Annotated in this window: 19 protein-coding genes and 3 pseudogenes; 9 read left to right on the top strand and 13 right to left on the bottom strand. The window is 60.8% G+C overall.

Annotation, left to right across the window (positions count from 1 at the left end):
- Window positions 1-247: 247 nt before the first annotated feature.
- From Q0379_RS13195 to Q0379_RS13175, 5 genes and pseudogenes are all read right to left on the bottom strand, one after another.
- Window positions 248-1,924 carry a recombinase family protein gene (locus tag Q0379_RS13195; protein WP_299009397.1) on the bottom strand — a complete coding sequence of 559 codons (1,677 nt, stop codon included), beginning with the start codon at window positions 1,922-1,924 and terminating at the stop codon, window positions 248-250.
- A 35-nt stretch (window positions 1,925-1,959) separates the two neighbouring features.
- Window positions 1,960-2,436: pseudogene (locus Q0379_RS13190) on the bottom strand (UPF0758 domain-containing protein); the annotation flags it as partial.
- An 8-nt stretch (window positions 2,437-2,444) separates the two neighbouring features.
- Entirely contained in the window at window positions 2,445-2,690 is a 246-nt protein-coding gene (locus Q0379_RS13185; RefSeq protein ID WP_299009395.1) for a hypothetical protein, read from the bottom strand.
- 81 nt (window positions 2,691-2,771) lie between these two features.
- A complete protein-coding gene (gene map, locus Q0379_RS13180) occupies window positions 2,772-3,602 on the bottom strand; it encodes a type I methionyl aminopeptidase (protein WP_299009391.1) in 831 nt (276 codons plus the stop codon).
- Between the two features lie 335 nt (window positions 3,603-3,937).
- On the bottom strand, window positions 3,938-4,324 hold the full coding sequence (locus Q0379_RS13175) for a hypothetical protein (protein WP_299009388.1): 387 nt from the start codon (window positions 4,322-4,324) through the stop codon (window positions 3,938-3,940).
- 296 nt (window positions 4,325-4,620) lie between these two features.
- Here Q0379_RS13175 and Q0379_RS13170 point away from each other — a divergent pair, with 296 nt between their 5' ends.
- Window positions 4,621-5,235, top strand: coding sequence for a Vps62-related protein (locus Q0379_RS13170; RefSeq protein ID WP_299009385.1), 615 nt, complete (start codon window positions 4,621-4,623; stop codon window positions 5,233-5,235).
- On the opposite strand, the pseudogene Q0379_RS13165 reads toward Q0379_RS13170, so the two are convergent.
- Window positions 5,232-5,540: pseudogene (locus Q0379_RS13165) on the bottom strand (DNA/RNA nuclease SfsA); the annotation flags it as partial. The gene Q0379_RS13170 and the pseudogene Q0379_RS13165 sit on opposite strands and share 4 nt — an antisense overlap.
- 54 nt (window positions 5,541-5,594) lie before the next feature.
- Here Q0379_RS13165 and Q0379_RS13160 point away from each other — a divergent pair.
- From Q0379_RS13160 to Q0379_RS13140, 5 genes are all read left to right on the top strand, one after another.
- A complete protein-coding gene (locus tag Q0379_RS13160; RefSeq protein ID WP_299009382.1) occupies window positions 5,595-7,340 on the top strand; it encodes a recombinase family protein in 1,746 nt (581 codons plus the stop codon).
- A 514-nt stretch (window positions 7,341-7,854) separates the two neighbouring features.
- Window positions 7,855-9,000, top strand: a complete 1,146-nt coding sequence (locus Q0379_RS13155; protein ID WP_299009379.1) for a ribonuclease E inhibitor RraB — start codon at window positions 7,855-7,857, stop codon at window positions 8,998-9,000.
- A 341-nt stretch (window positions 9,001-9,341) separates the two neighbouring features.
- A complete protein-coding gene (locus Q0379_RS13150) occupies window positions 9,342-10,514 on the top strand; it encodes a hypothetical protein (protein ID WP_299009377.1) in 1,173 nt (390 codons plus the stop codon).
- 78 nt (window positions 10,515-10,592) lie between these two features.
- Window positions 10,593-11,180: a hypothetical protein gene (locus Q0379_RS13145; RefSeq protein ID WP_299009374.1), complete on the top strand. Its 588-nt coding sequence runs from the start codon at window positions 10,593-10,595 to the stop codon at window positions 11,178-11,180.
- Entirely contained in the window at window positions 11,181-12,080 is a 900-nt protein-coding gene (locus Q0379_RS13140) for a DUF5677 domain-containing protein (protein ID WP_299009371.1), read from the top strand.
- A gap of 313 nt (window positions 12,081-12,393) precedes the next feature.
- Here the strand turns inward: Q0379_RS13140 and Q0379_RS13135 are convergent, their stop codons facing one another.
- Complete coding sequence (locus tag Q0379_RS13135; protein ID WP_299009368.1) at window positions 12,394-12,906, bottom strand: hypothetical protein; 513 nt, start codon at window positions 12,904-12,906, stop codon at window positions 12,394-12,396.
- 340 nt (window positions 12,907-13,246) lie between these two features.
- Here Q0379_RS13135 and Q0379_RS13130 point away from each other — a divergent pair, with 340 nt between their 5' ends.
- Window positions 13,247-13,813 (top strand): recombinase family protein, encoded by a 567-nt coding sequence (locus tag Q0379_RS13130; protein WP_299009365.1) that lies wholly within the window; start codon window positions 13,247-13,249, stop codon window positions 13,811-13,813.
- Here Q0379_RS13130 and Q0379_RS24220 read toward each other — a convergent pair.
- On the bottom strand, window positions 13,803-14,126 hold the full coding sequence (locus Q0379_RS24220; protein ID WP_366519324.1) for a flagellin: 324 nt from the start codon (window positions 14,124-14,126) through the stop codon (window positions 13,803-13,805). The genes Q0379_RS13130 and Q0379_RS24220 overlap by 11 nt on opposite strands.
- Before the next feature lie 582 nt (window positions 14,127-14,708).
- Window positions 14,709-15,068 (bottom strand): annotated as a pseudogene (locus Q0379_RS13120) (flagellin); the annotation flags it as partial.
- Between Q0379_RS13120 and Q0379_RS13115 the strand changes: the two are divergent.
- Complete coding sequence (locus Q0379_RS13115) at window positions 15,033-16,817, top strand: HAMP domain-containing sensor histidine kinase (protein ID WP_299009362.1); 1,785 nt, start codon at window positions 15,033-15,035, stop codon at window positions 16,815-16,817. The pseudogene Q0379_RS13120 and the gene Q0379_RS13115 overlap by 36 nt on opposite strands.
- Window positions 16,810-17,391, top strand: coding sequence for a response regulator (locus tag Q0379_RS13110; RefSeq protein ID WP_299009359.1), 582 nt, complete (start codon window positions 16,810-16,812; stop codon window positions 17,389-17,391). The genes Q0379_RS13115 and Q0379_RS13110 overlap by 8 nt, the downstream gene beginning before the upstream one ends.
- On the opposite strand, the gene Q0379_RS13105 is transcribed toward Q0379_RS13110, so the two are convergent.
- From Q0379_RS13105 to Q0379_RS13090, 4 genes are all read right to left on the bottom strand, one after another.
- Window positions 17,330-17,911, bottom strand: coding sequence for a hypothetical protein (locus Q0379_RS13105; RefSeq protein WP_299009356.1), 582 nt, complete (start codon window positions 17,909-17,911; stop codon window positions 17,330-17,332). The genes Q0379_RS13110 and Q0379_RS13105 overlap by 62 nt on opposite strands.
- 639 nt (window positions 17,912-18,550) lie before the next feature.
- Window positions 18,551-19,321, bottom strand: a complete 771-nt coding sequence (locus Q0379_RS13100; protein ID WP_299009354.1) for a hypothetical protein — start codon at window positions 19,319-19,321, stop codon at window positions 18,551-18,553.
- Window positions 19,321-20,151, bottom strand: a complete 831-nt coding sequence (locus tag Q0379_RS13095) for a hypothetical protein (RefSeq protein ID WP_299009351.1) — start codon at window positions 20,149-20,151, stop codon at window positions 19,321-19,323. The genes Q0379_RS13100 and Q0379_RS13095 overlap by 1 nt, the downstream gene beginning before the upstream one ends.
- 341 nt (window positions 20,152-20,492) lie before the next feature.
- Window positions 20,493-20,729, bottom strand: a complete 237-nt coding sequence (locus tag Q0379_RS13090) for a hypothetical protein (protein WP_299009348.1) — start codon at window positions 20,727-20,729, stop codon at window positions 20,493-20,495.
- Window positions 20,730-20,802: the final 73 nt, after the last annotated feature.

The following is a 20,802-nucleotide window of genomic DNA, read 5'->3' as shown; positions in this document are numbered from 1 at the left end:
GCGCGAAATTTTCCCCACTCGACGGACATGTGATGTCCGCCCTTTCGGGGCTTTGGCGGCTTCGGCTTTTTCGGGGACACGGGCGGATTCCTTCATTGATGAGAAGAAGAAATCCCTTCGGGTAGTGACCCGGATTTGAAGATTCGGGTCAAGGGGGCTAGTTGTGGAACAACGGGGATATTCTGTGTTTGTTCTGTTGTGCAAAGCGTGCGGTACAACGCGCTAGCCCTCAGAGACTCCTCAAAAATTACGCCGCGCCTTTGGCGATACGTGAGGCGATACGCTCGATGAGCGGTGCAATTTGCTCTTGTTGATCGTCGGGAAGCTGAGCATGTAGCGGAACGCCGAGGCTTTCCGTCAGTACCTTTTGGACCTGACCTTTCGGGTCGATCCTGACCGCCAGGGCACCGCCCTTGAAGATCAGCGTCCAAATGCGCCCGGTGGTGGTCTCTTCGATTTCCACGCCTTGGACGACTGCGCTGAACGCGCTGGCAAGCTTGGCGCGAGCTTGTTCGGCAACGTCTGCATCATCGCTTTCAGCGGCAAACCGAATGTCGTTCACGCGCTTCAGATGCTCGGCGGCTCCGACCTTGCCGGTGGCGGTTTCAATCTCTTGTTCGATTGTCGCCAGCGTCGAGACCTGGGCGTCAATCTCGACCTTCAGCGCACGGATGCGGTCGGCAATCTGGTCGTCACCGTTCTCAAAAAGGGCGACCAGACGCGAGCGCGCCTGACGCTGATCGGCAATGGCTTTCTCGATTTCTGCCTTACGGACCCGAAGCTCGTGAAGCTCGCCGTCAACGCGGAAAAAGCGATCGTCCAGGGCGAGGTCAATGAAGGTGTCCAGGGCGACTTTCTCGAAGGGATCGTAGGCAAAATAGCCGCTGTTCTCGCATTTCCGACCTTCACGGGATGCCTCGCACCGGATGTAGCGATAGGTGCGACCTTTCTTATTGTGGGTCGTCATGAAGGCTTTGGAACCGCAGTTTCCGCAGAACGTCAGACCCGAAAACAAGTTGGTCGTGCCGTTACGGGCGCGCTGGTCCTTCACCTTCGTGCGGCTGGTCTTTTCGGCTCGCGCCCTGGCAACGAGGTCGGCGTCTACGATCCGGGGATAGAAGCCGGTGATGCGCTTGCCGAGGAACATGCCCTTCTCGGGAACGAAGTCACCTTCAACGGCGGGGTTCGCCAGTAGGGCGTTGATTGCGCTGATGCCCCACATGGCTTCGGCGCGATGCCGCCAGACACCAAAGGGCTTTTCGCCACGGTCATTGAGGCGCCGGCAAATAGCCTGCGATCCAAGCCCGTCAGCGGACCATTCGTAGATTTGGCGGATGAGGTCCGCGCGGGGCTGATTGACCGTCCAGCCGTCAGATGAGGGCTTTCGGCTAAGCCATAAGGGCGGGCGAGCGGCGAGATTGGTCCATTTACCTTCCTTAGTCTTCGCTAGGCGCCAGAGGCGCTCCTTTGCGCTCGTGATACGCTCGGATTTCTTTTGACTCTCGATATTGCTTTGCGCGGCGTTGATCGCCGTCGTGAGAAAGGTGCCGAGATCGGGATTGGCGTCGTAGACCGTATTCGTGTCGGCAACGGCGATCTGAACGCCCTGAAGTGTCAGATTGTAAATCCACGTCATAACTTCGGCGACCGGTCGGCGGGAAAGTCGGTCGAGCTTTTCCACGACGAGAACGGTCTTGGCGGAAACTTCGCCACGCTCGGCTTTCCGGGCAAAAACTCCAAGCTGACCGCTATTCAGGTGCTCGTTTTTGAAAGCAGATTTGCCACGGTCGATTAACGCCGGTTCGAGCGTCCAACCTCTAGAGCGAATGAAGGCTTCGCAGACGCGACGTTGGCGCTCGATGGAGTCGCCATCTTCCTGTTCGTCGGTCGAAAAACGGAAGTAGGGCAAGGCATTAGCGGTCATGGAAGCCGCATAGCACTTTCTCCGGTTATCCACCACTTTCTATCGAGAAAGAGCACGCGGAACTGCTCCCGGGACTCGTTGGCGAGCGCCACGCGGACATAGCCGAGCAGGGCGCTCCACGACGAGATGACCGGCCGCTTGACGATCTTGTCGCGGCCCGCGCGCAGGGTGGCCTCGTGCAGGAGCTTGAGGTCCATGGCGGCGGTTTCGCCGACGCCGCGCACCGTGCAAAGCTCCTCGACCGTCGCGCCTAGCACGCCGCCGAACGAGCCGAACCGGGTCAGCAGCGCCTTGGCCAGGGGTTTGACGTCGCCGCGCGGATAGGTGCGGAAGAGATAGAGCTCCAGAAGCTCGTAGTCGGGCAGAGCGACGAAGCCGCCGGCCTTGGCGCGTTGCCGCAAACGGTCGCGGTGGCCGAGGTGGTGGGCGTGGGCGGACCTGCGGGCGGGCTTGGGAGAGGCGGAAGCCTCCGGATCGGGATCCGAGATGCTGAGCGAGACCGCCTGAACCATGCGCCGGCCTAGCCTTCCAGGTTCAGGAACGGACGGCGCTGTTCTCGCCGCTCTTGCTTAAGGCGGCGCAGGCGGCGGTCTTCAAGCCACGGCGAGAAGGCTGTCAGAAACAGGGCTGGGACCACGATCGCCGCATACCAAAGGAAGTCCGAGGCCGAGATCGCGCCGTCGTGCAGCCTGAAGGCCTTCAGGACCAGAAACGGCAGCACGATCATGGGCATAACCATTTGGCCCAGGGTCTTGCGAAAACGCATGCGTTTTTCGGCTTCTGTCATGGCCGAAGCTTCGCCAAGTTCCTTGGGATTGTCTATCGCGGAAATACGCGTTTTACGCGATCACCCGCCCAGGATGGCCGGCTGGAACAGCCCGGCCGGCGAGGCGGTGAAGATCTCGTAGCCGTCTTCTGTCACGCCGATCGAATGCTCGCACTGGGCCGACAGCGATTTGTCGCGGGTCACGGCCGTCCAGCCGTCCTGCAGCACCTTCACGGCCGGCTTGCCCAGGTTCACCATCGGCTCGACGGTGAAGAACATGCCCGGCTTCAGCACCGCGCCCTGGCCGGGGCGGCCGAAATGCAGGATGTTCGGCGCGTCGTGGAACACGCGGCCCAGGCCGTGGCCGCAGAAGTCCCGGACGACGCTGCAGCGCTGGGCCTCGACATACGACTGGATGGCGTAGCCGATGTCGCCCAGGGTGGCGCCCGGCTTCACGGCCTCCAGACCGCGCTTCATGCCTTCATAGGTGATCTCGACCAGGCGGCGGGCGCGCGGGCCCACCTCGCCGACGCCGTACATGCGCGAGGTGTCCCCGTGCCAGCCGTCGACGATCACGGTCACGTCGATATTGACGATGTCGCCCTCGCGCAGGGCCCAGTCGCCCGGAATGCCGTGGCAGACCACGTGGTTGCGCGAGATGCAGACCGTCTTGGGATAGCCGCGATAGTAGAGGCAGGCCGGCAGGGCCTTGTGGTCCAGGATGAACTCGCGGGCCAGCCGGTCCAGCTCGTCCGACGAGACGCCGGGCTGGACGTGGGGGACCAGCATGTCCAGGCACTCGGCGGCCAGCTTGCCGGCGCGGCGCATGCCCTCGAAGTCTTCCGGCTTGTGAATCTTGATCTGGCCGGTGCGGGTTTCGGCTTCGATCTCGAGGGTGTTGTCCAAGGTCATGCTCTACTCGGCGTCACCGCCGCGCATGGCGGCGATCCTGTCTGGAAAAGGCGTATCTCGACATCCTAGCACGGATTTCAAGCCTTTGGCCCGCCCGGAGTGTCACAGGCCCGGCATCGGGATGACAAAGACCAAAAATATCACGCCTTCCTGGGCCTTGTGCCCAGGACCCATGGCGCCGCTCTCGCTGGGGGAGTGAACGCTTAGGGCCTTTCGGCCGTGCGAAAGCGACGGTCATAACCTGCCTTGTGCATGGGTCCTGGGCACAAGGCCCAGGAAGGCGGGTTTTGAGCTTACGCCGTGATCTGATCTCACACGATCGTTCAGCGCTCGCGCTACGGAGCCACGCGGCGCACGACGCCGGCGCCGGCGCGAACCTCCTTGACGAAGGTCGCGTCCAGCGTCGTTGGCTTGTCGCGCCGCACGTGGCAGACGCCCTTGTAGCGCGTGACCCGGCCCGAGCCCTTCTCGGTGACATCGGCGGTGAACCGCACGTCCCACTCGCCCGGACGGCCGGTGGGTTGGGGGTCCATGTCGTTGGAGTTGACGCCCTCGATCTCCTTGAGGCCGAAGCGTTGCTCCAGCTCGGAGGTGCAGGCCTTGAACGCGAAGATCGCGCGCAGGCCGGTCATCATGCCGCTCTCGGGCTTGCTCGGGTCGGAGCGGCCGCACCCAGTCAAGGCCAGGGCCAGGACGGTCAGAGCCAGGACGGTCCTCTTCATACGCTCCCCCACATCCGCGCCCCTCTCGCGCGGGTGTGTGAAGGGGTACCCGAAGCCGTGGCGATTGCAGCTTAAATCGCTGTTAGGTGAGCGTTGGCGCGACGAATACGGCAGCCCGTTTGGGCGAGGCCCTTGCGCCCGAGTCGCCGCGGATGCCGTGCGCCTCCCTCGCGTCGAAGCGGCGTGAGGAAATGCACTTAATGCGAGATGAAATTAGCATAACGTCGTTATGCGAGTATTCCTGGTTGCGCCCCGAGGGTGGAGTGAGGCCAAGGCTCGCAGCTAAGGAGAAGGCGATGAATACCGGTGCAATCCTGCAGTTGGAAAGCCAGAGCACTTTCCTTCTTAACCCCGTGACTGACAAAGGGTCGCGCGCGAAAGACGACGTTTCCTTCTGGACGCCGCAACCTATTCAAGGATTTTCCTGGTTAGGGATGTTCGCCGTGCCTAACTACAATCCTGCTCCATCGGGCGCCACTTTCCTCGAGAAAAGCGCCGGCGCCTATTCAAGGCCCTTACTTGCGCCGCCCGTGGGGTTCAACCAGGTGTGGACTTGCGTCGGCGACGGCCAACCAAGCAATCTTGGAATCTATTCGCTGCAGGCCCCTCCCGGCTACATCGGGCTCGGAACAATCGCCGTGCCTGACTTCAACAGTCCGCCAATGCTTGGCAACTACCCAAACCTTATGTGCGTGCGCCAAGACCTGTGTAAGCAAGTCTCGGTCAGCACCGTCGTTTGGAACGACCAAGGCTCTGGCGCTCCGCTCGACGTCACCGTGTTCATGCTGCCCACGGCTCAAATAGCCGCCGCATTCGTGGCGAATGGGTATCCTGGTTCCGCGACGGTCTGGGATCTGGATCCCGACAAGGTCGCTTACGTTGGCGATCTCCAGAGCGAGGAGGCTGTCTAAGCCAACCTCACCCAGGGTATGCGGGCGTTTAGCGTGATGCGAGCCGTCCCCATCCCGCACGCATAGACCAGCACCTCCACGCCCGCCTTCGCCGCTGCTTCCAGGCCGCGCGCGAAGGCGGGATCGAGATCGGCGCAGGCGCAGAACGCTTCGCAGTCCTCGCGTTGCACCACGAACAGCACGACGGCCCGCTCGCCCAACGCCACGCGGGCGGCGAGTTCGGAGAGGTGCCGCGTCGAGCGTTCGGCCTTGCAGTCAGGGAATTCGGCGAGGCCTGGGATGCGCGAGAAGTGGCAGTTCTTCAAATGCACGGACCATTTACAACAGCGGCGTAGCTTGCACCCAGAGGGGTGAAATCCGTGCCGGCCAAGGCCTACGCCTATTCGCGATACTCGTCAGCAGCCCAAGCTTCGGGCGATAGCCTCAAGCGCCAGCTTAAGGCCTCGCAGGAGTTCGCTGACAAGCATGGGTTGGAGCTGGATACTCGCCACCGCGACCTTGGCGTTTCCGCTTACACGGGCGCGAACCGCGTAAAAGGCGCTTTGGGCAGCTTCGTCGCTTCGGTCGAAAGAGGCGAGATCGAGCGTGGCAGCTTTCTGCTTGTCGACAGCATGGACCGGCTTAGTCGGGAGAGCGAAACAGAAGTTCTCTATCTGCTGACCGGGCTGACCCGGGCCGGGATCAAGGTCGTCAATCTCGCTGAAGGCCACATCCTCGACGAGAACGCTGAAGTCATCGACTACATGCGTGTCCTCGTCCAGGCGGCGCGATCAAACCAGGAGAGCAAGGAGAAGGGCCGGAAGGTCCGGGAGGCTCGCGAGCGCAACAAGGAGAGAGCTCGCAACGGTCAGCGCTGGCACAAGACCGGACCCGCGTGGCTTGAGGGCGTGGTGATTGGCGAGAAGGAAGCCCGTAGGGTCGAGTTCACCCCAATCCCTGCTCGCGTGGCCGTAGTGCAGCGCATCTTCGACATGGTGGAAGCAGGTCTGGGCACGACGATAATCGCGCAGCGCTTCAACGAAGAGAGGGTGCCGACGTTCCGCCATGGAGCCTCTTGGCAGCACTCGGCGGTCCTAGGGATCGCGCGGGCACGATCGGTGATCGGGGAGTATCAGCCGAAGTTCGCTCCCGCCGGTTTGCGAGGCAGCCGCCGCCCAAACGACGGAGAGGCGATTTCCGGCTACTATCCAGCGATCATCGACGTTGGCCAGTTCCATCGGGTCCAAGCGATCATCGAGGAGCGAAACCGTAAGCCGCGTGGCGCCCATGCAGGTGTTCGCGAGTTCACGAACCTCTTCGTCGGGATTGGAAGATGCGCGGAGTGCCGGGGCACGATCGGCATCCACGTTGCTCACAAGGGACGGCCCGGAAAGAGTGCCGCGCTGAGGTGCGGTAACAGCGCAAGACACGCGCCTGGTCCTCTGGACCCCAACCGTCCCTGCACGAACAAGGTCCGATACAACTATCCCAAGCTTGAGGCGGCGGCGTTAGCGCATGTCAGCAGCTTCCAAATTCCAACTGCGCGTCAGGATGTCCGGTCCACAACCGCGCTTGAAGCTGCTCTGGCCGACGCAAAGGACTTGGAGCGGAAGGTCGAGGCGCTGCTCGACCTCCTTGAGAACGGTGATGTCCGGATCCGCGCTCGCTATGACCAGCGGGTGGCGCAGTTAGAGGCCAAGCAGATTGAGGTCTCACGCCTAAGATCGGCTGTCGAGCAGGGCGCGGTGAGGGCACCTCTAGAGGCTCGGCACAGGGCGCTAGAGGAGCTTGTCGGAAAGCTGGCGGCAGCCGAGGGGAAGGGGCTCTATGATCTCCGGGCCGCGACTGCTCAGGCCTTGCGAGACGTGGTGGACCAGATCGACTTCTACCCCAACGGGGACGTTCACTTCGTCTTGGCTGGCGGGTTGCGCGCTTTCCGGTTCCGGGATGGGGACCTCGTCGATTACGTGGACCTCACGGGTGATATGCTCTTCGAAGAAGCGATGCGCGCCCGTAAGGGCGATGTTGGCGGTGATCGGCAACGCGCGATGGACCTGCGGAGCGCGGTAGTGGGCAACGACGAGCAGGCTCAAGAACGTCTGCGCCGGGTGCTGAACGGGGACTAACGGAGCAGTTATGGCTCGGTTCGAATGCACGACGCCAACCACTTGGACGCCCAGCGCCACGAACCTGGGTGATCAACGCCATCGAGCTGGACACCTTGGACCGGACATCGCCAACTTCAGAGAAGGGTGGAGTCTGTGTGAAAGCTCCTGCGGGGGCACAAAACACCCGTAGCCACATATCCAAAGTTGCCGATTAGGCGCTCTGTGCTCGTGGAAACCGGTCGGGACACGAAATTTCTTTCGCGAGACACTTCAGTCCTGCGTTTTCACACAGCCTCGGTGGATAGCGGCCATTGATACTGGCCTCACGCGCGGCGGTCTTCGGACCGATAAGGCTCAAATTTCCAGCGGCGGGCCACTGGAAGAAATTTAGATCCAGGTTTGTCTGTCCTATTTTGGGTGTCTCGATTTGACGTGCGAGCAATATTGAACGCTGTTGGTGGAGCTTGTGGGCTAAGGGGTAAAACCATTCAAGATGATCGACCTTAGAACGGCGCCTGCGAACAGGGTCGTGATGACCCGTCTCGAGAAAAATCAGGAGAAACTTGCTGTCTTAGAGCGCGATTGGCGCGACCTAGGGACGGTCCGACAAGTCACATTTCACGCCAGGTTTCTCGATCGCGAGGATGAAGTGCCGGGTTGCTGGCCGCCGCCGGAAGAGCGTGCGGCCAGCTTCATGGCCTTGGCCCAAACGCTTGGCTTTGGTGGCAATAGCTATGGCGATCAGTATGGCGACTGGACCGTCCACGTCTCGAAGCGCTTTGTACCAACCGCTGAGATCATCACAGAGATCGAGGAGCAATTCGACGCATTCTGCTCGAGCGAGAGCGGGTACCTGGATGGCTGGTTCTATCCGCCTAGTCGAAAGGTGGAGTTTGGGCCTGATGCGCGTTCAAATGGGAGGGCGGTTCAGGCGAGATCTGATGTTTTGTTCGGCGTTGCGCCAGTTTCGGATTCTGTAAATCCGAGCAGTTCTTCGTTTAGACTGGTCCCGGCGGAGTTTCTGCGCCGAGCCAAATCCATGCAGCCTTCGGGACCAGAACCGACCGCATCAGCGTTTTCCCAATGGGTTTACTCTCTCTATGCCGACGCGCACGGGAACCAAGAGGATCGGGATCAGGGCAAGACCGCTGAGGCCGTCATATGGGATGCCCGAGTTGCAGAGCGTCGGCGGATGACCCCCGGATGCGTTGACAACGGGTTCCTGCGCGACGTGGGCTCGCCATGGCGTCTTCTTCACAACGGTCTCCACGACGTAGGTGGAGCGCGGCCCACGCACTTCGAACTGCCACAGTTACGAGTTCAAGGGGAGGCGTTGCGGGTTTCTCCTGACTTGGTCTTTCTCAATAGGCAGGAGTCGCGAGCTGCGATTGTCGAGATAAAATACTCGCAAATGCCCATTCCGAAAAACCTCTGGCCGAATATATGGGCGCAGCTCTGGTGCTACTCACATATTGAAAATCTAGCATTAATGGACGAGATTACTGTGATCGGTGAGGTGTGGGGCGAAAGGTGGACTCGATCGTCCGGCGGCGGTCGCCGGGGAATTGTCCCAGGCAAAAGAATAATCTGTCTGAGGTCCTCGGTGCGGCGAGATCCGCGATCGCCAAAATTTGATCAGTTCTTTCGGAGGCTGTTCGAAATCTATAGAGGTCATTGATCGAACCTATGAGCGCTTACTTCAAGGCCGGTGCGCTTGGGTGCCTAGAAAAACAAAGCATAATCTATTTAAGCCAGCGCTCCCCGTTTCCGCAAAGTAGACCCTTTCAACGTGGCAAACGGGGCGGAGGCGGAAATGGCGCCCGCTCCGGAAGCGGACTCTCAACGCAACCAGTTAGATGGCGCGAACTGTCCAGCCTACCTGGGCGTCCAAGTGGTTGGCGTCCTCCAGGTTCGAACAAGCTGCCACCCTTGAAGGGTCACGCAGGGACGGAATGAACTCTCGCGCTTAGCGGTGCCGTTAAGCTATTCTGCGCCTTCTATGGGCACTGAGAGGCTGATTTGAGTTCCGCTCCTGATGCGCAGTCGTTCCCTCCAGGCTTCTTCAAACGGCTGCGCGATCAAGTCGCCGTCGTAATCGCAAGATACAACGCCAATGAGGTGCCAAGCCTATGCCGCCGATACGGTTTGGGCGACGGTACAGCGGCCGAAGCGTTCTCTGGCAAGGCAAAGTACGCCACGGCACGGCTCTTGGAACTAACGAACGACCGGGTGCTCGAAATTGCTCGCAACGTCGCTAGCGAGGAGGGCGACCAAGAGTTGATCGCTCTACTGGCCAGCGTCGAGCCTAAAGCTCCTCAGCCTCCACCCGCACCGCCTCTACCCGGTTTCGGTGCCCCCTCGCGCCCCTATTACTCAGAACGGATGGGGAAGAACCCTTCGGGCGGGAAGATCGATCTGAAGACCCTGAAGGCGCTCTATCGGTCGGAATACGATCGATGGGACCTCGACGGCTACCTCCAAGAACACTTTGGCATGTTCTGCGTGGACGAGGATTTTGTCGCTGGGAAGCTGGGTCGGGATATCAGCTCCAAAATCCTCTTCCTCCTCAACAAGGACGACCTCTGGCCGATACGCGATCAGCTTGACGGCTACAGCGAAGACGACCTCTTCAGCATCATCGAGTTCATGTTCGACCACGTCTCCAAGCCGACCGCAGGCAAAAACCACACCTACGGCCATTGTGGGATGCACTGGACCGAATTCGACGCGGAGACCGGACAAGCGGAATACCGGGCCAGCGTGAACACCCTGTTGGCTCGCTACGCGAACGGCTACGAGCTGTCGCCAACGGGCGAGGTGATGGAACTTGGTCCGCCTGGAACTGCAAACCTGCTCCAGACTGAAGTGCCTATTGCCGATCGCAACGTCTCGGGCCGGGTCGAGGCGGCAATCAAGAAATTCCGCCAGCGTCGATCCACAATGGACGACCGGCGAGACGCGGTTCGCGACCTTGCAGACGTGCTTGAGTGGCTGCGACCGCAAATCAAGACGCTGCTCGTCAAGGACGACGAGAATGCGCTGTTCAACATCGCGAACAACTTCGGCATCCGTCACCACAAGCAGGGGCAAATGACCAACTACGACCCGGCGATCTGGCTGAGCTGGATGTTCTACTTTTACCTCTCGACTATCCATGCGGTGGTTCGAATGATCGAGAAGGGTAAGGCGTAGATGGAAGCAATCCAGAGGCCTCGCCCTAAGCGGTGCTGTTAAGCTAGTCTGCACCCCAGACGAGCACGGGAGGGCGAGTTGAACCCGATAGCTTGCGCGATTGCGGCCCTCATCCTGATCTGCGCGCCGGAAGCGTTCGCGCAAACCCAGCCAGCCCCGAAGCCCTACGTCTCCGTCCTGAAGGCGCGCGATATCGACGGTCTCCAGCTTGGAATGACCCTCCAAGAAGCCTCTCAACGGATGCGACTGCGCTCTATCGGTGCTGGCCAGTTCCAGGGCCGCAACGGCAACAAGGAATTCGATCTGGGCTTCACGTCGCTCGGGCACCTCTACCGCATCGACTACACGCAAACGCTCGGCAGGTTCGCCCCCGACTATCAGTTTGGACAGCAGCTCGCTGCGAAACTGACCGAGAAGTACGGCCCTCCGCACGAGAACAGCCTCCCTGGCGGCGCGGCGAGTTGGAGGGGCTACGCCAAGGTGCGGATGGACAGCGGGCAGATACTCCCCAGGGAAGTCGAGAGCCTATCGGAGTACCTGGGGGGCGGGCCGAACGGTGAGGTTCAGGTGAACATGAAACTCATGGACTTCAGCGTCATGTGGAAGGACCAAGCAGCCCAGAACAAGGGGCCTCGGAACGACGGGGCGGGCAAGCTGGACTTCTGAATGGCCCTCCGACCGATATCCGAGATACCGCCCATCGAACGAGTGGCCGTCGATCCTGAAGCGATGGCCGCATTCACTCGGGAGCGTCAGTTCACCAATCTGGCACTCGACCTATTGGCCGAGACTGGAGCCTACGCCTGCTATGCGGGGTCGATGACCGACGAAACGGGAACGTGGAGCAGGGGCGAAGCAGCCGTGGGCGGCAACATGATCCGTCTCTACAAGCTCACCCACGCGATCTTGGATCAGGCCTCCCAAGATCGAGGCGAACTCATGATGATGATGGTTCGACTTGGGTTCGAGACGGTCGTAAATCTGCGTTTCATGATCCACCACTTCTCCCCCGAATTGGTGAATAGCTACGTCACCTATTCGATGAAGCACGAGCGCAAGCTGCTTGAGACCATCGAACGGAACGTTGCCGCCAATGGAGGGGAAGCGCGTCACATTGAGGATCGCATGAAGCGCTCCCTAGAACGCACGGCCAACGCCTCAGGGGTCTCCTACGATCAGGTGGACATGAAGCAGAAGAATTGGGGCGGGAAGAACACCTACGAGAAGGCGAAAGCCCTGGACTGGAACGAGGCCTACCTAGGAGCCTTTTCGGGGCCATCGCACAACATCCACGGAAGCTGGCAAGAGCTGTACGCGAGCCACCTGGAATGGGATGGCAACGGACGCTTCACTCCCAAGCTCGAATTCACCCGACCCAGACCGCAGCCGATATACTCCATGTGCTGGCTGATTACCGAGGGCCTGTACGACTACTATGCGTTCAAGGTGGGAGAGGAGAACATGGAAGGTCTTTGGGCACCCGTGGCGGACCTACAAGAGCGTGTTATAGCAGTGGATGAAGCCCATGAAGCCTATCTTCAGCGGAGACCTTGGCCAACCACTTGACCTGAAATTCAGGATCCGTGTGTCTCGTTGAGTAACGGGGCTTCTCGGAGCGACTTTTGGCGGGGGATGCTGAATGGCGAGTTGTTAGCGTTGCGATGGACTCTTGGGTGGGACTGGGACATGCTGGACACAGATGAGGCACGTTGGCGCGCTACTATATCGGATGCGTCGGTCGCCCTGAGGGCGGACTAAGCCGCAGCCGGCACATCATAATCTGACGGCAAGCTATCGGTCGCTCACATCGTTGCTGCTACTGGAGGGGGGAGGCAGTTAGCGAGTTCGCGCGCGTTTATTTGCCAAGCTTTGCAAGGTGCTATTTGGGCCTATCTGACGCGCAGCGGCCAACTTCGCCGATCGCATCATCCGGATCGGTGACTTGCTCCTGAAGCCCTCCCACGAAGATCCGTTTCGTCTGATAAACGTCTACCATTAGCTTCCAAATGAGGTCAGCTTCTGGCGAGCCCTGCTCTCCCTCAAGGATGAAAGCATTGTCGTCGATCTTCGTCCAGGTCGTATTTGCCCAATACCTGAGCCCTATATTTCCCAAGGCCGGGAAGCTGTCCCTATAATAGTAGATCTTTCCGGTCTTTTGTTCGCACCCGAAGGCGAAGAGTGACCACTTATCCATTCGTACGGAAGCATACAAATTGTCTTGGGGCGACTTGAAGCGGCTTTCGTCCCATTGCGCGGTGTTGAGAACGGCCATTGGGCCGTCATACAAACCCTTCTCACGCGTAAATTTGTAAACCACCTCTGCTCTAACCGGGGCCGAAGTCAGCGCCAGTCCCAAGAGCAAACCTGCGAAGACTACCTTATTCCAATTCATAGCCCCCCCCCTCCGCGATAAAATGTAGTTTATCATAAGAGGATGCGGTTAAGTATATATGAATGACTGATCGTGAACCTGGGAGTCGGTTTAAGTGATGATATTTGGATGCGGTGCGCCAAATCCGGCGCGGAAATTTTAACGTAAGACGCGCGCCAATATTACAGTAGAAGAATTAATTGAGGATAGCGCACGACGCGGGGCGACAGCCCAACCCCGTGTCACTTATGGGTACACCCTTATGCGACGCGCGCCGAAGCCCTGTCAGGCGTCTTAATTGGGTTGATTTCCGCCCTGTAAGACACAATCGCGAATGGCCTTAGACCCAAAGGAGAAGGCCATGCTCGTCGGTTACGCCCGCGTCAGTACCACCGAGCAGTCCCTTGAGGTTCAGCTTGATCAGCTCGCCCAAGCCGGGGTCGAGAAGGTCTTCAGCGAACAGCGTAGCGGCAGGAGGGCGGCCAATCGGCCGGAGCTGCAACGGGCTCTGGATTTCTGCCGCGAGGGCGACACGTTCGTGGTCACGCGCCTCGACCGCTTCGCCCGAAGCGCCGCCGACCTTCACCGCACCGTCGAGCAACTGACCGCCAAGGGTGTCGGCTTCCGATGCCTCCAACAGGGCGGGATCGACACCACGACCACCCACGGCAAACTGATGCTCGGCATCTTGGCCGCCGTCGCTGAGTTCGAGCTGGACATTCGCCAGGAACGGCAACGGGAGGGCATCCAGAACGCCAAAGCAAAGGGCGTCTATCGCGGACGGAAAGCTTCCATAGATAGGAACGCGGTGAAGCGCATGAGCTTGGATGGGATGTCGGCGCGGTCGATCGCGGAGCGCCTGGGCTGTTCGCCAGCCAGCATCTACCGGTTAGCTGGAAGGCCCGCTGTCGATGCCTTCAGCCTTTAAAAAGGGCCAAGATCCACTGAGGTGCCGCGTTTGCGATCGCGAGCGCTTTGGTCGCGAGGCTCTCCTTGATCTGCCCAGCTTGAAGCTTCGCGCTCTCCTTGCCCAGATCGGCGTCAACGAGGTTTCCCACACCGGTCTCCAAGGCGTCGGCGAGGCGTCCGTTTTGTTCGATAAGGCGATCGAACGAACTCGCGCGCTCGCCGTAGTAGGTTGCGGCGTCCACGGCCTGTCCGAGGGCAGCGTCGAGACTGCCGAACAGTTGGGCGGGCTCATTCCAGTCGATCGCGTCGAGCTTCAAGGCGTTCAGCGTCATGGGGCGCGCAGCGACGCCTTCGAGGTCGCCGCTCGAAGACCTGACGAACTCATAGTTGGTCGCGACCGATGCCAGAACCGATGTGGTGGTGGTCGTCGTGGTCGGCGTGGGGAGTGGATCGGTAGGTGTCAGAACGACGTTATTGATCTGCCACCCGGAACCGCCGAAATGCTCGTTAAAACGGAACTCCAATGACTGGCCGTTCGCAGGATCATAATCGAAGCTGAGAACATTCTGGAATGTGACCGGCGTCCCGGGCGCGACCGCTACCCCGCCAGGCGCGTAAGGCTGACCGGTCGCTGCCACGCGTCGCGTCCCCTGCCAGACCTCGACGACATCCAAGGCGCTGTAGGTGTCGATATCAAGGTCGATCCGGCCGGGCGCTGCGCCGCCGTTCACCGCAAAGGTTCGACTGCCCGAACCGGACGTGTAACCGACCAGGCTGGACATCGCGGGCGGGGTGTAGGGTGAAGTCACCGTGGTGTAGGTGGTGCTGGTCTGCGTCACCGTGGTGGGCGTCAGTATATCCGCCAACGGCTTCTTGCCGTCGAACTCAGCCAACATCGCCGTGCGATCTACCTGACGAAGCAGAGCTTCAATGTCTGCGCGGATCGAAGCCTTGGCTTGCGCGCTCAACGAGGTGTCCCGATACGCGACCGCCTTCTCCCGCGCTTTCTGCAAAAGATCTGTAATTGCGTCCAAGCCCGCCGAAGCTGTCGCGATGAGGGACTGACCTCGCGCGAGGCTGTCATTGGCGACGGTCCAGCCACTTCGCTCCGCCGACATCATGGTGGCGATCGAGTTGATCGCACCATTGTCTTTGGCCGAGGCGACAACCTTTCCGGTGGCGATCCGGTTGCGGCTCGTCGCCAGTTCCTTTTGCGATGCGGCGAGTGCCTGCCGTGCTTGGTTCGCGGCGGCGTTGGTATTGATAGACGCCATCTAAGAACTCGACCGCGCGCAGCGGCTAAGCGAGGCGGCAGCCTGCCGATGGGCAAGTGCGCTTCGCGAGGGGAAAAACACACCCCATGGCTAAACAGCGCCGCACAACCTCTGCTATCCGGGCTGAACCCGGATAGCGCTCTCGTTGACCGCCCTACAGTAAAGCCGAATATGGATTTGGACCGCGCTCAGCCCCCGAAGACTTACGTCCTATCTCCGTTCGGCATGGTCCTGATCGCGACCTACGCTGTTCTGTTCGCGGTCCTGCATTCGCTGGCGAGGACCTGGGGCATCACGATCTACAGCCTCTGGTATCCGATCGCCGGCGTCCGCTTCGCGTTCCTTTGGCGCTATGGCGCGAAGTTCGCATGGCCGTTCGCGCTCGCCGAGCTGCTGGTCCAAGCCTTCTGGGGGCGTCTGGACAAGCCGCCGATGGAGGCGCTGGTTTTCGGTTTGAGCGTGGTGTTGCCGCCGCTGGGTTACGGGCTCGGCATCCGTTTGGTGCGGGCGGCGCGCAAGGAAAAGCCCGAGAAGGAAACTGCCTTGTCGATGGCGATCGCCATGGCGGTCGCGCCAGCGGTGGCGGCGAGTTTCAGTCTGCCTTGGGCCTTCCTCGATCAGCGCGCATCCCTGATCGCGCATGTCGTGGATCGGCTGGCGGCCATTCTTACCTTCCTGATCGGTGACGTGCTGGGCGTTCTTCTGCTCGCGCCGCCGTTGCTCTGGGCGTTGGCGCTGCGAAGCGCGAAGAGCCGTCATGCGCCAAAGCGCCTGACGACGCCTCGGGTGTTCGAGGGGGCGGCGGCGGTCGTGCTGGCCTTCCTCGTCTCATGGGTGGCCTACAGCGCCGAGTTGGGTGTGCGCCTGGAGCCCTTTGTTCTGGCGACCGTGTGGATTGGTCTCCGTCTTGGGCCCTGGGCCGCTTGGAGCGTGGCGGCGTCCACGGCGCTCTACGTGCTGTTTGGTCTTCCCGCCGCGACGCCGACCGCTGATCGGGTGGAACTGCACCTCCTGGCCGCCTGTATCGCTGTCGCGGGCTATCTGGCGGGAGGCTACTCCGACGCCGAAATCCGCCACGCCGCCGAGATCACCCAGCGTGATCGGTTGCTGTTCCAGGCCGAACGGCTGAAGACCCTGCGCGCCATGTCCGTGGCGATCATCCACGAGATCAGCCAGCCGCTCTCGACGCTGGCTGTCGAGGCCAAGCATCTGCGGGAAGCCAGTCAAGCCGGGTCTATCGGGGACGAAGATCTCAAGTTCACGGCGCAGCTAATCGAGCGCAAGAGCAGTGGCCTTGCCGAACTGGTGCGCACGCTACGGCGCTTTGGCGCGCGGACGACCGAACCCGCCACGCTAGTCGCGCTTTCGGAGGTCGCCAGCGAGGCCGTGACGGTTGTTCAATCGGAGGCCAAGGCCCTGAAGGTCAGGCTAGAAGTCGAAGGCGCGTCCCGCGAGCAGATCGTGGGCAACGCGCTGGAGCTACAGCAGGCCTTGGTCAATCTGCTGCGCAACGCGATGTCCGCCTCGCCCGGAGCGAGCGTGATGGTCCGTCTGGGCTCCACGCCTGCGAGGGCGTTTTTCGCCGTCGAGAATACGCCAACAGCCACCGCGGCTGATGGCATGGGCGTCGGGCTCATCATCGCGCGGACGATCGTAGAGGCGTCCGGGGGCGAGCTGAGGCGAAGCGACATCGGCCCAAGGGTGATCTATCGCGCCGATTTTCCGATTAAGGCGTTCGAGCATGGCTGACGCCATCTACGTTATCGACGATGACCTTGACCTGGCGCAGAGCCTCGCGCGCCTGTTTGGGCGTCACGGACTGGAAGCGCACGCTTTCGCGGATCCGGCAGGGCTCCCTAGTGTGCAAAGGGGCGGTGAAGGCGGGCTCTGCATCGTTACGGACATCATGCTCGGCGACGACAACGGCTTTGACGTCGCCCAAAGCATACGCGCCTGGGCTCCGAGCGCGGCGGTCCTGTTCATGACGGCTTGGCCCCACACCGCCGACGCGGTGGACGCGATCCGGCGGCATGGGGGCATCGACTATCTTGAGAAGCCGATCGACGAGGAGAGGCTTCTGCGGTCGGTTTCCGAAGGTTTGGTCTGGAGCCGGGAGCGGACCCTTGCCGCCCGAGCTATTGAGCGGCTGTCCGCTCGCGAACGCGAGGTGCTGGGGCTGGTCGCCGACGGCAAGAGCAGCAAGGCCATCGCCAATGTGCTTGGCCTGTCCTTGAAGACCGTGGAGGACCATAGGGCGGCGATCAGAGCCAAGACCGGCGCTCATCTCCTTGAGGACTACGTGCGGCTCTGGAGGGCCTTGTAGCGACGGATTGATCCGGCCTGCTTCCTGCTGCCGCCGCGCGCCTTGCCTCGGCACGGGCGAGCATGGTCGCCCTTATTTGTGCTTTTGTATCTTCGGATCGCGGTGGGCGCTTTTGGCCTCTCATGGCATCCGCGCGGGCCTCTACGTGCGCCTTGTCCTGACGGCGCCCCTTGAGCTTCGCGCTGATCTTAGCCTTTGCCTTTTCGGAGTGCTTATCACCGAGGCGAAGGCCATTCATCTTCTCGCTGGAGCGGCGGATCATAACTCTGGCGGTGTCCCGGTTCATGACACCCTCGATACAGGCCTGTTTCGACACCCAAGATAAGACGTAGCCGAATTCCCGGTGGCGCATGAACCCGTCGATGGTTCCTGCTGCTAGGTGCTTCTTGATCGTTTTTTGCTGGTGCGGGGTGATGATGCCTGCGAACTGCGCTGCGGTGAGTTCGAACTGGCGGCCCTTGGAGAGTTGATAGGCGCGAACGCGCTCAAACCAGCCGTTGATGAATTCGTCGTATTCCATGTGGTGCTCCGAAGTGATTGACCCTTGGGAGAGCACCACACAATCCCAAGGGTCCTGCGGTTGAGACCTAGCAGTATCGCCAACCGAATTACGTTGATGCCGTTAGGTGGGTGCTCTGCATCAAATCTATTTAGCTGAAGTGTAATGAAGGATCGCCGATCGCCTCTATATTCAGGCGAAGTTAGATAGGATCTATGTGAGGTTAACGAAAAAACGGCTATGCCTTCATGATGAAAGCGGTAGTTAGATAGGAACAATCTACGAAGTAGATTATTACTCCCCAGCTTCCCTTCCACCACGAAGACCTAACCAGTTAATCGGACCTGCGGATTTCGCTGTCGCTCCGCGCTAAAGCGCTCGCTCTGCGAAATCCATTGGTCAAAGGCTTTCGCCTTCATCGGGGTGGATGCCTTCGGCCGTCGCTGTCGCTCCACTGGGTCGCCTTCGGCTCCGTCCTGCGGACAGCCATCTGTCTGCGACGCCAGTCGAGAAATAACGGCGCGACCAGCCTCTTCGGGCTCGCCCAAGGCAGAAGCTGACCGGAACGACACCAAGCAGCGCCGTGGCTTTCTCGGCTCTATGTGAGCCCTTCTAGGGGCTCGTGTAGGCTGCCCCCGGCAGAAGCCGGGGGCAGTCCCGCTATGCAGACGGCTTGGTGCGGGCCACGATCTGGCGAACCATCGCGGTCACGTCTACGTCGTCAGGGCGGGGCTTCCGGTCAGCATCGGGCTTGTAGTCCTCGGCGATGAACTGGTCGGCGTCGTCGAGCAAGCACGGAGCCGTGTCGGCGATGTCCTTGCCAAGGTGCTCTTCCAGCGCTGCAAGCTGCTCGAACCAAGGGATGAGGATCAGCTCCGGGTCCTGTTCGAACTCTGACTGGATGACCCAGATGGCGTACTGCTGGACCAGGCTGGCTTTGACCCGCCGCTCCTTGCCCTTCTTGCCAGCCTTGGTCGTCCCGGTGATCACGATGCCCGGAATGATCGCGGTATCCTGAGTTCCGTCCAGCGCCAGCTTGCGAAAGCTCGGTCGGTCTTCCGCTGGGACGGTACGCCAGAGATCGGCTAAGTCGTCGGCCTCGCCCTGGAGCTTGGCGGAAGCGCCGCGCTTGGCCGACTTCTGCTCAGCCGTCCGCTCGCCCATCTTAGCCACTGTGACGACCTTGCGGATGAACTTCTCGGCCGCCGACCAGTAGTAGGCTGCCTCGGAGCCTACAGTCGCAGGAACCTGCTTCGCCGCCTCGGCTCGTGCCTTCGCGGCCTCCACAGCGAGTTGATAGGCAGCCAGCTTATCGGCAGGAAGGACCAGCGCCATCTGCTTGTCAGGAAGGCAAGAGTTCGCATCGCGCGTCAGGTTGGCCATGAGCAAGGCGTTGCGGTGATCGGCGAGGTTCGGGATGACAAAGGTCATTACGCATCCCCCCGACGCTTGCTCGACGTACTGGCCAAGAAGTTGCGCTGCATCTTCGCGCTAGCCCGCGCCATCTCCGGCGTATGCTCGAACACACCTTCCAGCGTATCCGAGACCGGCGCCTCGTCGAGCGCAGTCATGTGCGTGTCCGCAGCCTTCAGCGCTTCGTTCTCGGAGTTGGGCACGATGCCGCCAAGGAAGACTTGACCGTTCTCGATGTAGACCCAGGCTTGGGCAAAGTGACCCGCCGCACCGGTGACGGGCAAGGTGTCGATGAGCGCTTCGGGGAGTTTCGGCAACGCCTTGGCGCGCTGCGTCAGCTCCGTCTTGCGCTGCTTGGTCACCGGCTTGCGCGAAGAGCGCTTCTGGCCGTTCTTTTCGGTGTCGGCCTTGATGATGCCGGTCACGCCTCCCTTGAAGTTGAAGATGTACTCTTCGGCTTCGTCGGGGTGGATGTCCTCTTCAAAGAGGTGGCGCATCACGCCAGCACCGCGCTGCTTGCTGGTGTCCCAATTCCATTTCGTCAGGCCAGACACGCCCATGTAGGACACCTTCGTACCTTTCGGGTCGAAGTCGCCGAAACAGACGCGAGCGATGGGAAGCCACTGGTTGGCCCCCTGCTCGGCTATGGGGACCTGGCGCTTGGTCAGTTCGATGGTGAGCGCGGCCGGGTCGTGCTGGTAGTGATACCAGCCGAAGCCGTAGGAAGCGGCGTAGCAGCGAGCCAAGCCACGCAGGTGGTCGCGGTCTGCTTGCGCGCCTAGCTTTTGGACACCAGCAAGCTGGTTAGCGAACGGAGCGCTCGTGTCGATTACGGAAATCGGAATCATGTCGTGGACCCCGATGCCAAATCGGGGAAATCCACATGACGGCTAGTTCAAGCACGTCACGCCCTCCGAAGATGATCGGAGAAATTCGGCATCGGCTCTGCGCTGGAGATCGAACCCCAGACCTGAGCGTGGCAACCTGCCCGCAGAAAAGAACGGCCATTGCGTCAGGGCCGCGTTCGTTGCGCCTGTCAACAGCGAACGGTGCCTTTATGGTCCAGCTTATCCGGAGTGGCAAGTACAATTTGGCGAAATGCCAAAACTATTTTATCTCTATGCTTAATTTCTGAACTAAACCAGAGTAACACTTAACGATGGTGATAAGCCCGTGCTTATCAATGCTGCTAGTGCAGCGTCGGCGCATCAAGTCGCTGGAGGAAGCGCAGGATGTCGTTCGCGGCACGCTCCCAATGCTGCTGCGCCTCTTCCTCACTCGCGGCCGTATCCATGTTAGCTGTCGCGATCTCGACGCGAGCCTGAAGCTCCCGGTAGTCGCGACGAACCCCGTCATCGACCCGTCTCCGGTCGTAGTCGTCGAAGAAGCGGAGAAGGCGCGAGAGCAGCGGACCAGCCTGGAGCATCAATACTGGCCCTTGAAGGTCACGAAGATCGCGAGCGCGAAAAGCGCCGCGCTGAACAGGACTGCGGCCCAGC

This window comes from uncultured Caulobacter sp. (genome assembly GCF_937900395.1).
GTDB lineage: Bacteria > Pseudomonadota > Alphaproteobacteria > Caulobacterales > Caulobacteraceae > Caulobacter.
Note: the sequence above shows the minus strand (reverse complement) of the source record. Positions and strands in the feature narration are given on the sequence as shown.

Bases quoted from the DNA above. Each gene is read 5' to 3' on its own strand.
- Q0379_RS13195 (WP_299009397.1), bottom strand. From the start codon at position 1,924: ATGACCGCTAATGCCTTGCCCTACTTCCGTTTTTCGACCGACGAACAG.
- Q0379_RS13185 (WP_299009395.1), bottom strand. From the start codon at position 2,690: ATGCGTTTTCGCAAGACCCTGGGCCAAATGGTTATGCCCATGATCGTG.
- map (WP_299009391.1), bottom strand. From the start codon at position 3,602: ATGACCTTGGACAACACCCTCGAGATCGAAGCCGAAACCCGCACCGGC.
- Q0379_RS13175 (WP_299009388.1), bottom strand. From the start codon at position 4,324: ATGAAGAGGACCGTCCTGGCTCTGACCGTCCTGGCCCTGGCCTTGACT.
- Q0379_RS13170 (WP_299009385.1), top strand. From the start codon at position 4,621: ATGAATACCGGTGCAATCCTGCAGTTGGAAAGCCAGAGCACTTTCCTT.
- Q0379_RS13155 (WP_299009379.1), top strand. From the start codon at position 7,855: ATGACCCGTCTCGAGAAAAATCAGGAGAAACTTGCTGTCTTAGAGCGC.
- Q0379_RS13140 (WP_299009371.1), top strand. From the start codon at position 11,181: ATGGCCCTCCGACCGATATCCGAGATACCGCCCATCGAACGAGTGGCC.
- Q0379_RS13135 (WP_299009368.1), bottom strand. From the start codon at position 12,906: ATGAATTGGAATAAGGTAGTCTTCGCAGGTTTGCTCTTGGGACTGGCG.
- Q0379_RS13130 (WP_299009365.1), top strand. From the start codon at position 13,247: ATGCTCGTCGGTTACGCCCGCGTCAGTACCACCGAGCAGTCCCTTGAG.
- Q0379_RS24220 (WP_366519324.1), bottom strand. From the start codon at position 14,126: ATGACGCTGAACGCCTTGAAGCTCGACGCGATCGACTGGAATGAGCCC.
- Q0379_RS13110 (WP_299009359.1), top strand. From the start codon at position 16,810: ATGGCTGACGCCATCTACGTTATCGACGATGACCTTGACCTGGCGCAG.
- Q0379_RS13105 (WP_299009356.1), bottom strand. From the start codon at position 17,911: ATGGAATACGACGAATTCATCAACGGCTGGTTTGAGCGCGTTCGCGCC.
- Q0379_RS13100 (WP_299009354.1), bottom strand. From the start codon at position 19,321: ATGACCTTTGTCATCCCGAACCTCGCCGATCACCGCAACGCCTTGCTC.
- Q0379_RS13095 (WP_299009351.1), bottom strand. From the start codon at position 20,151: ATGATTCCGATTTCCGTAATCGACACGAGCGCTCCGTTCGCTAACCAG.
- Q0379_RS13090 (WP_299009348.1), bottom strand. From the start codon at position 20,729: ATGCTCCAGGCTGGTCCGCTGCTCTCGCGCCTTCTCCGCTTCTTCGAC.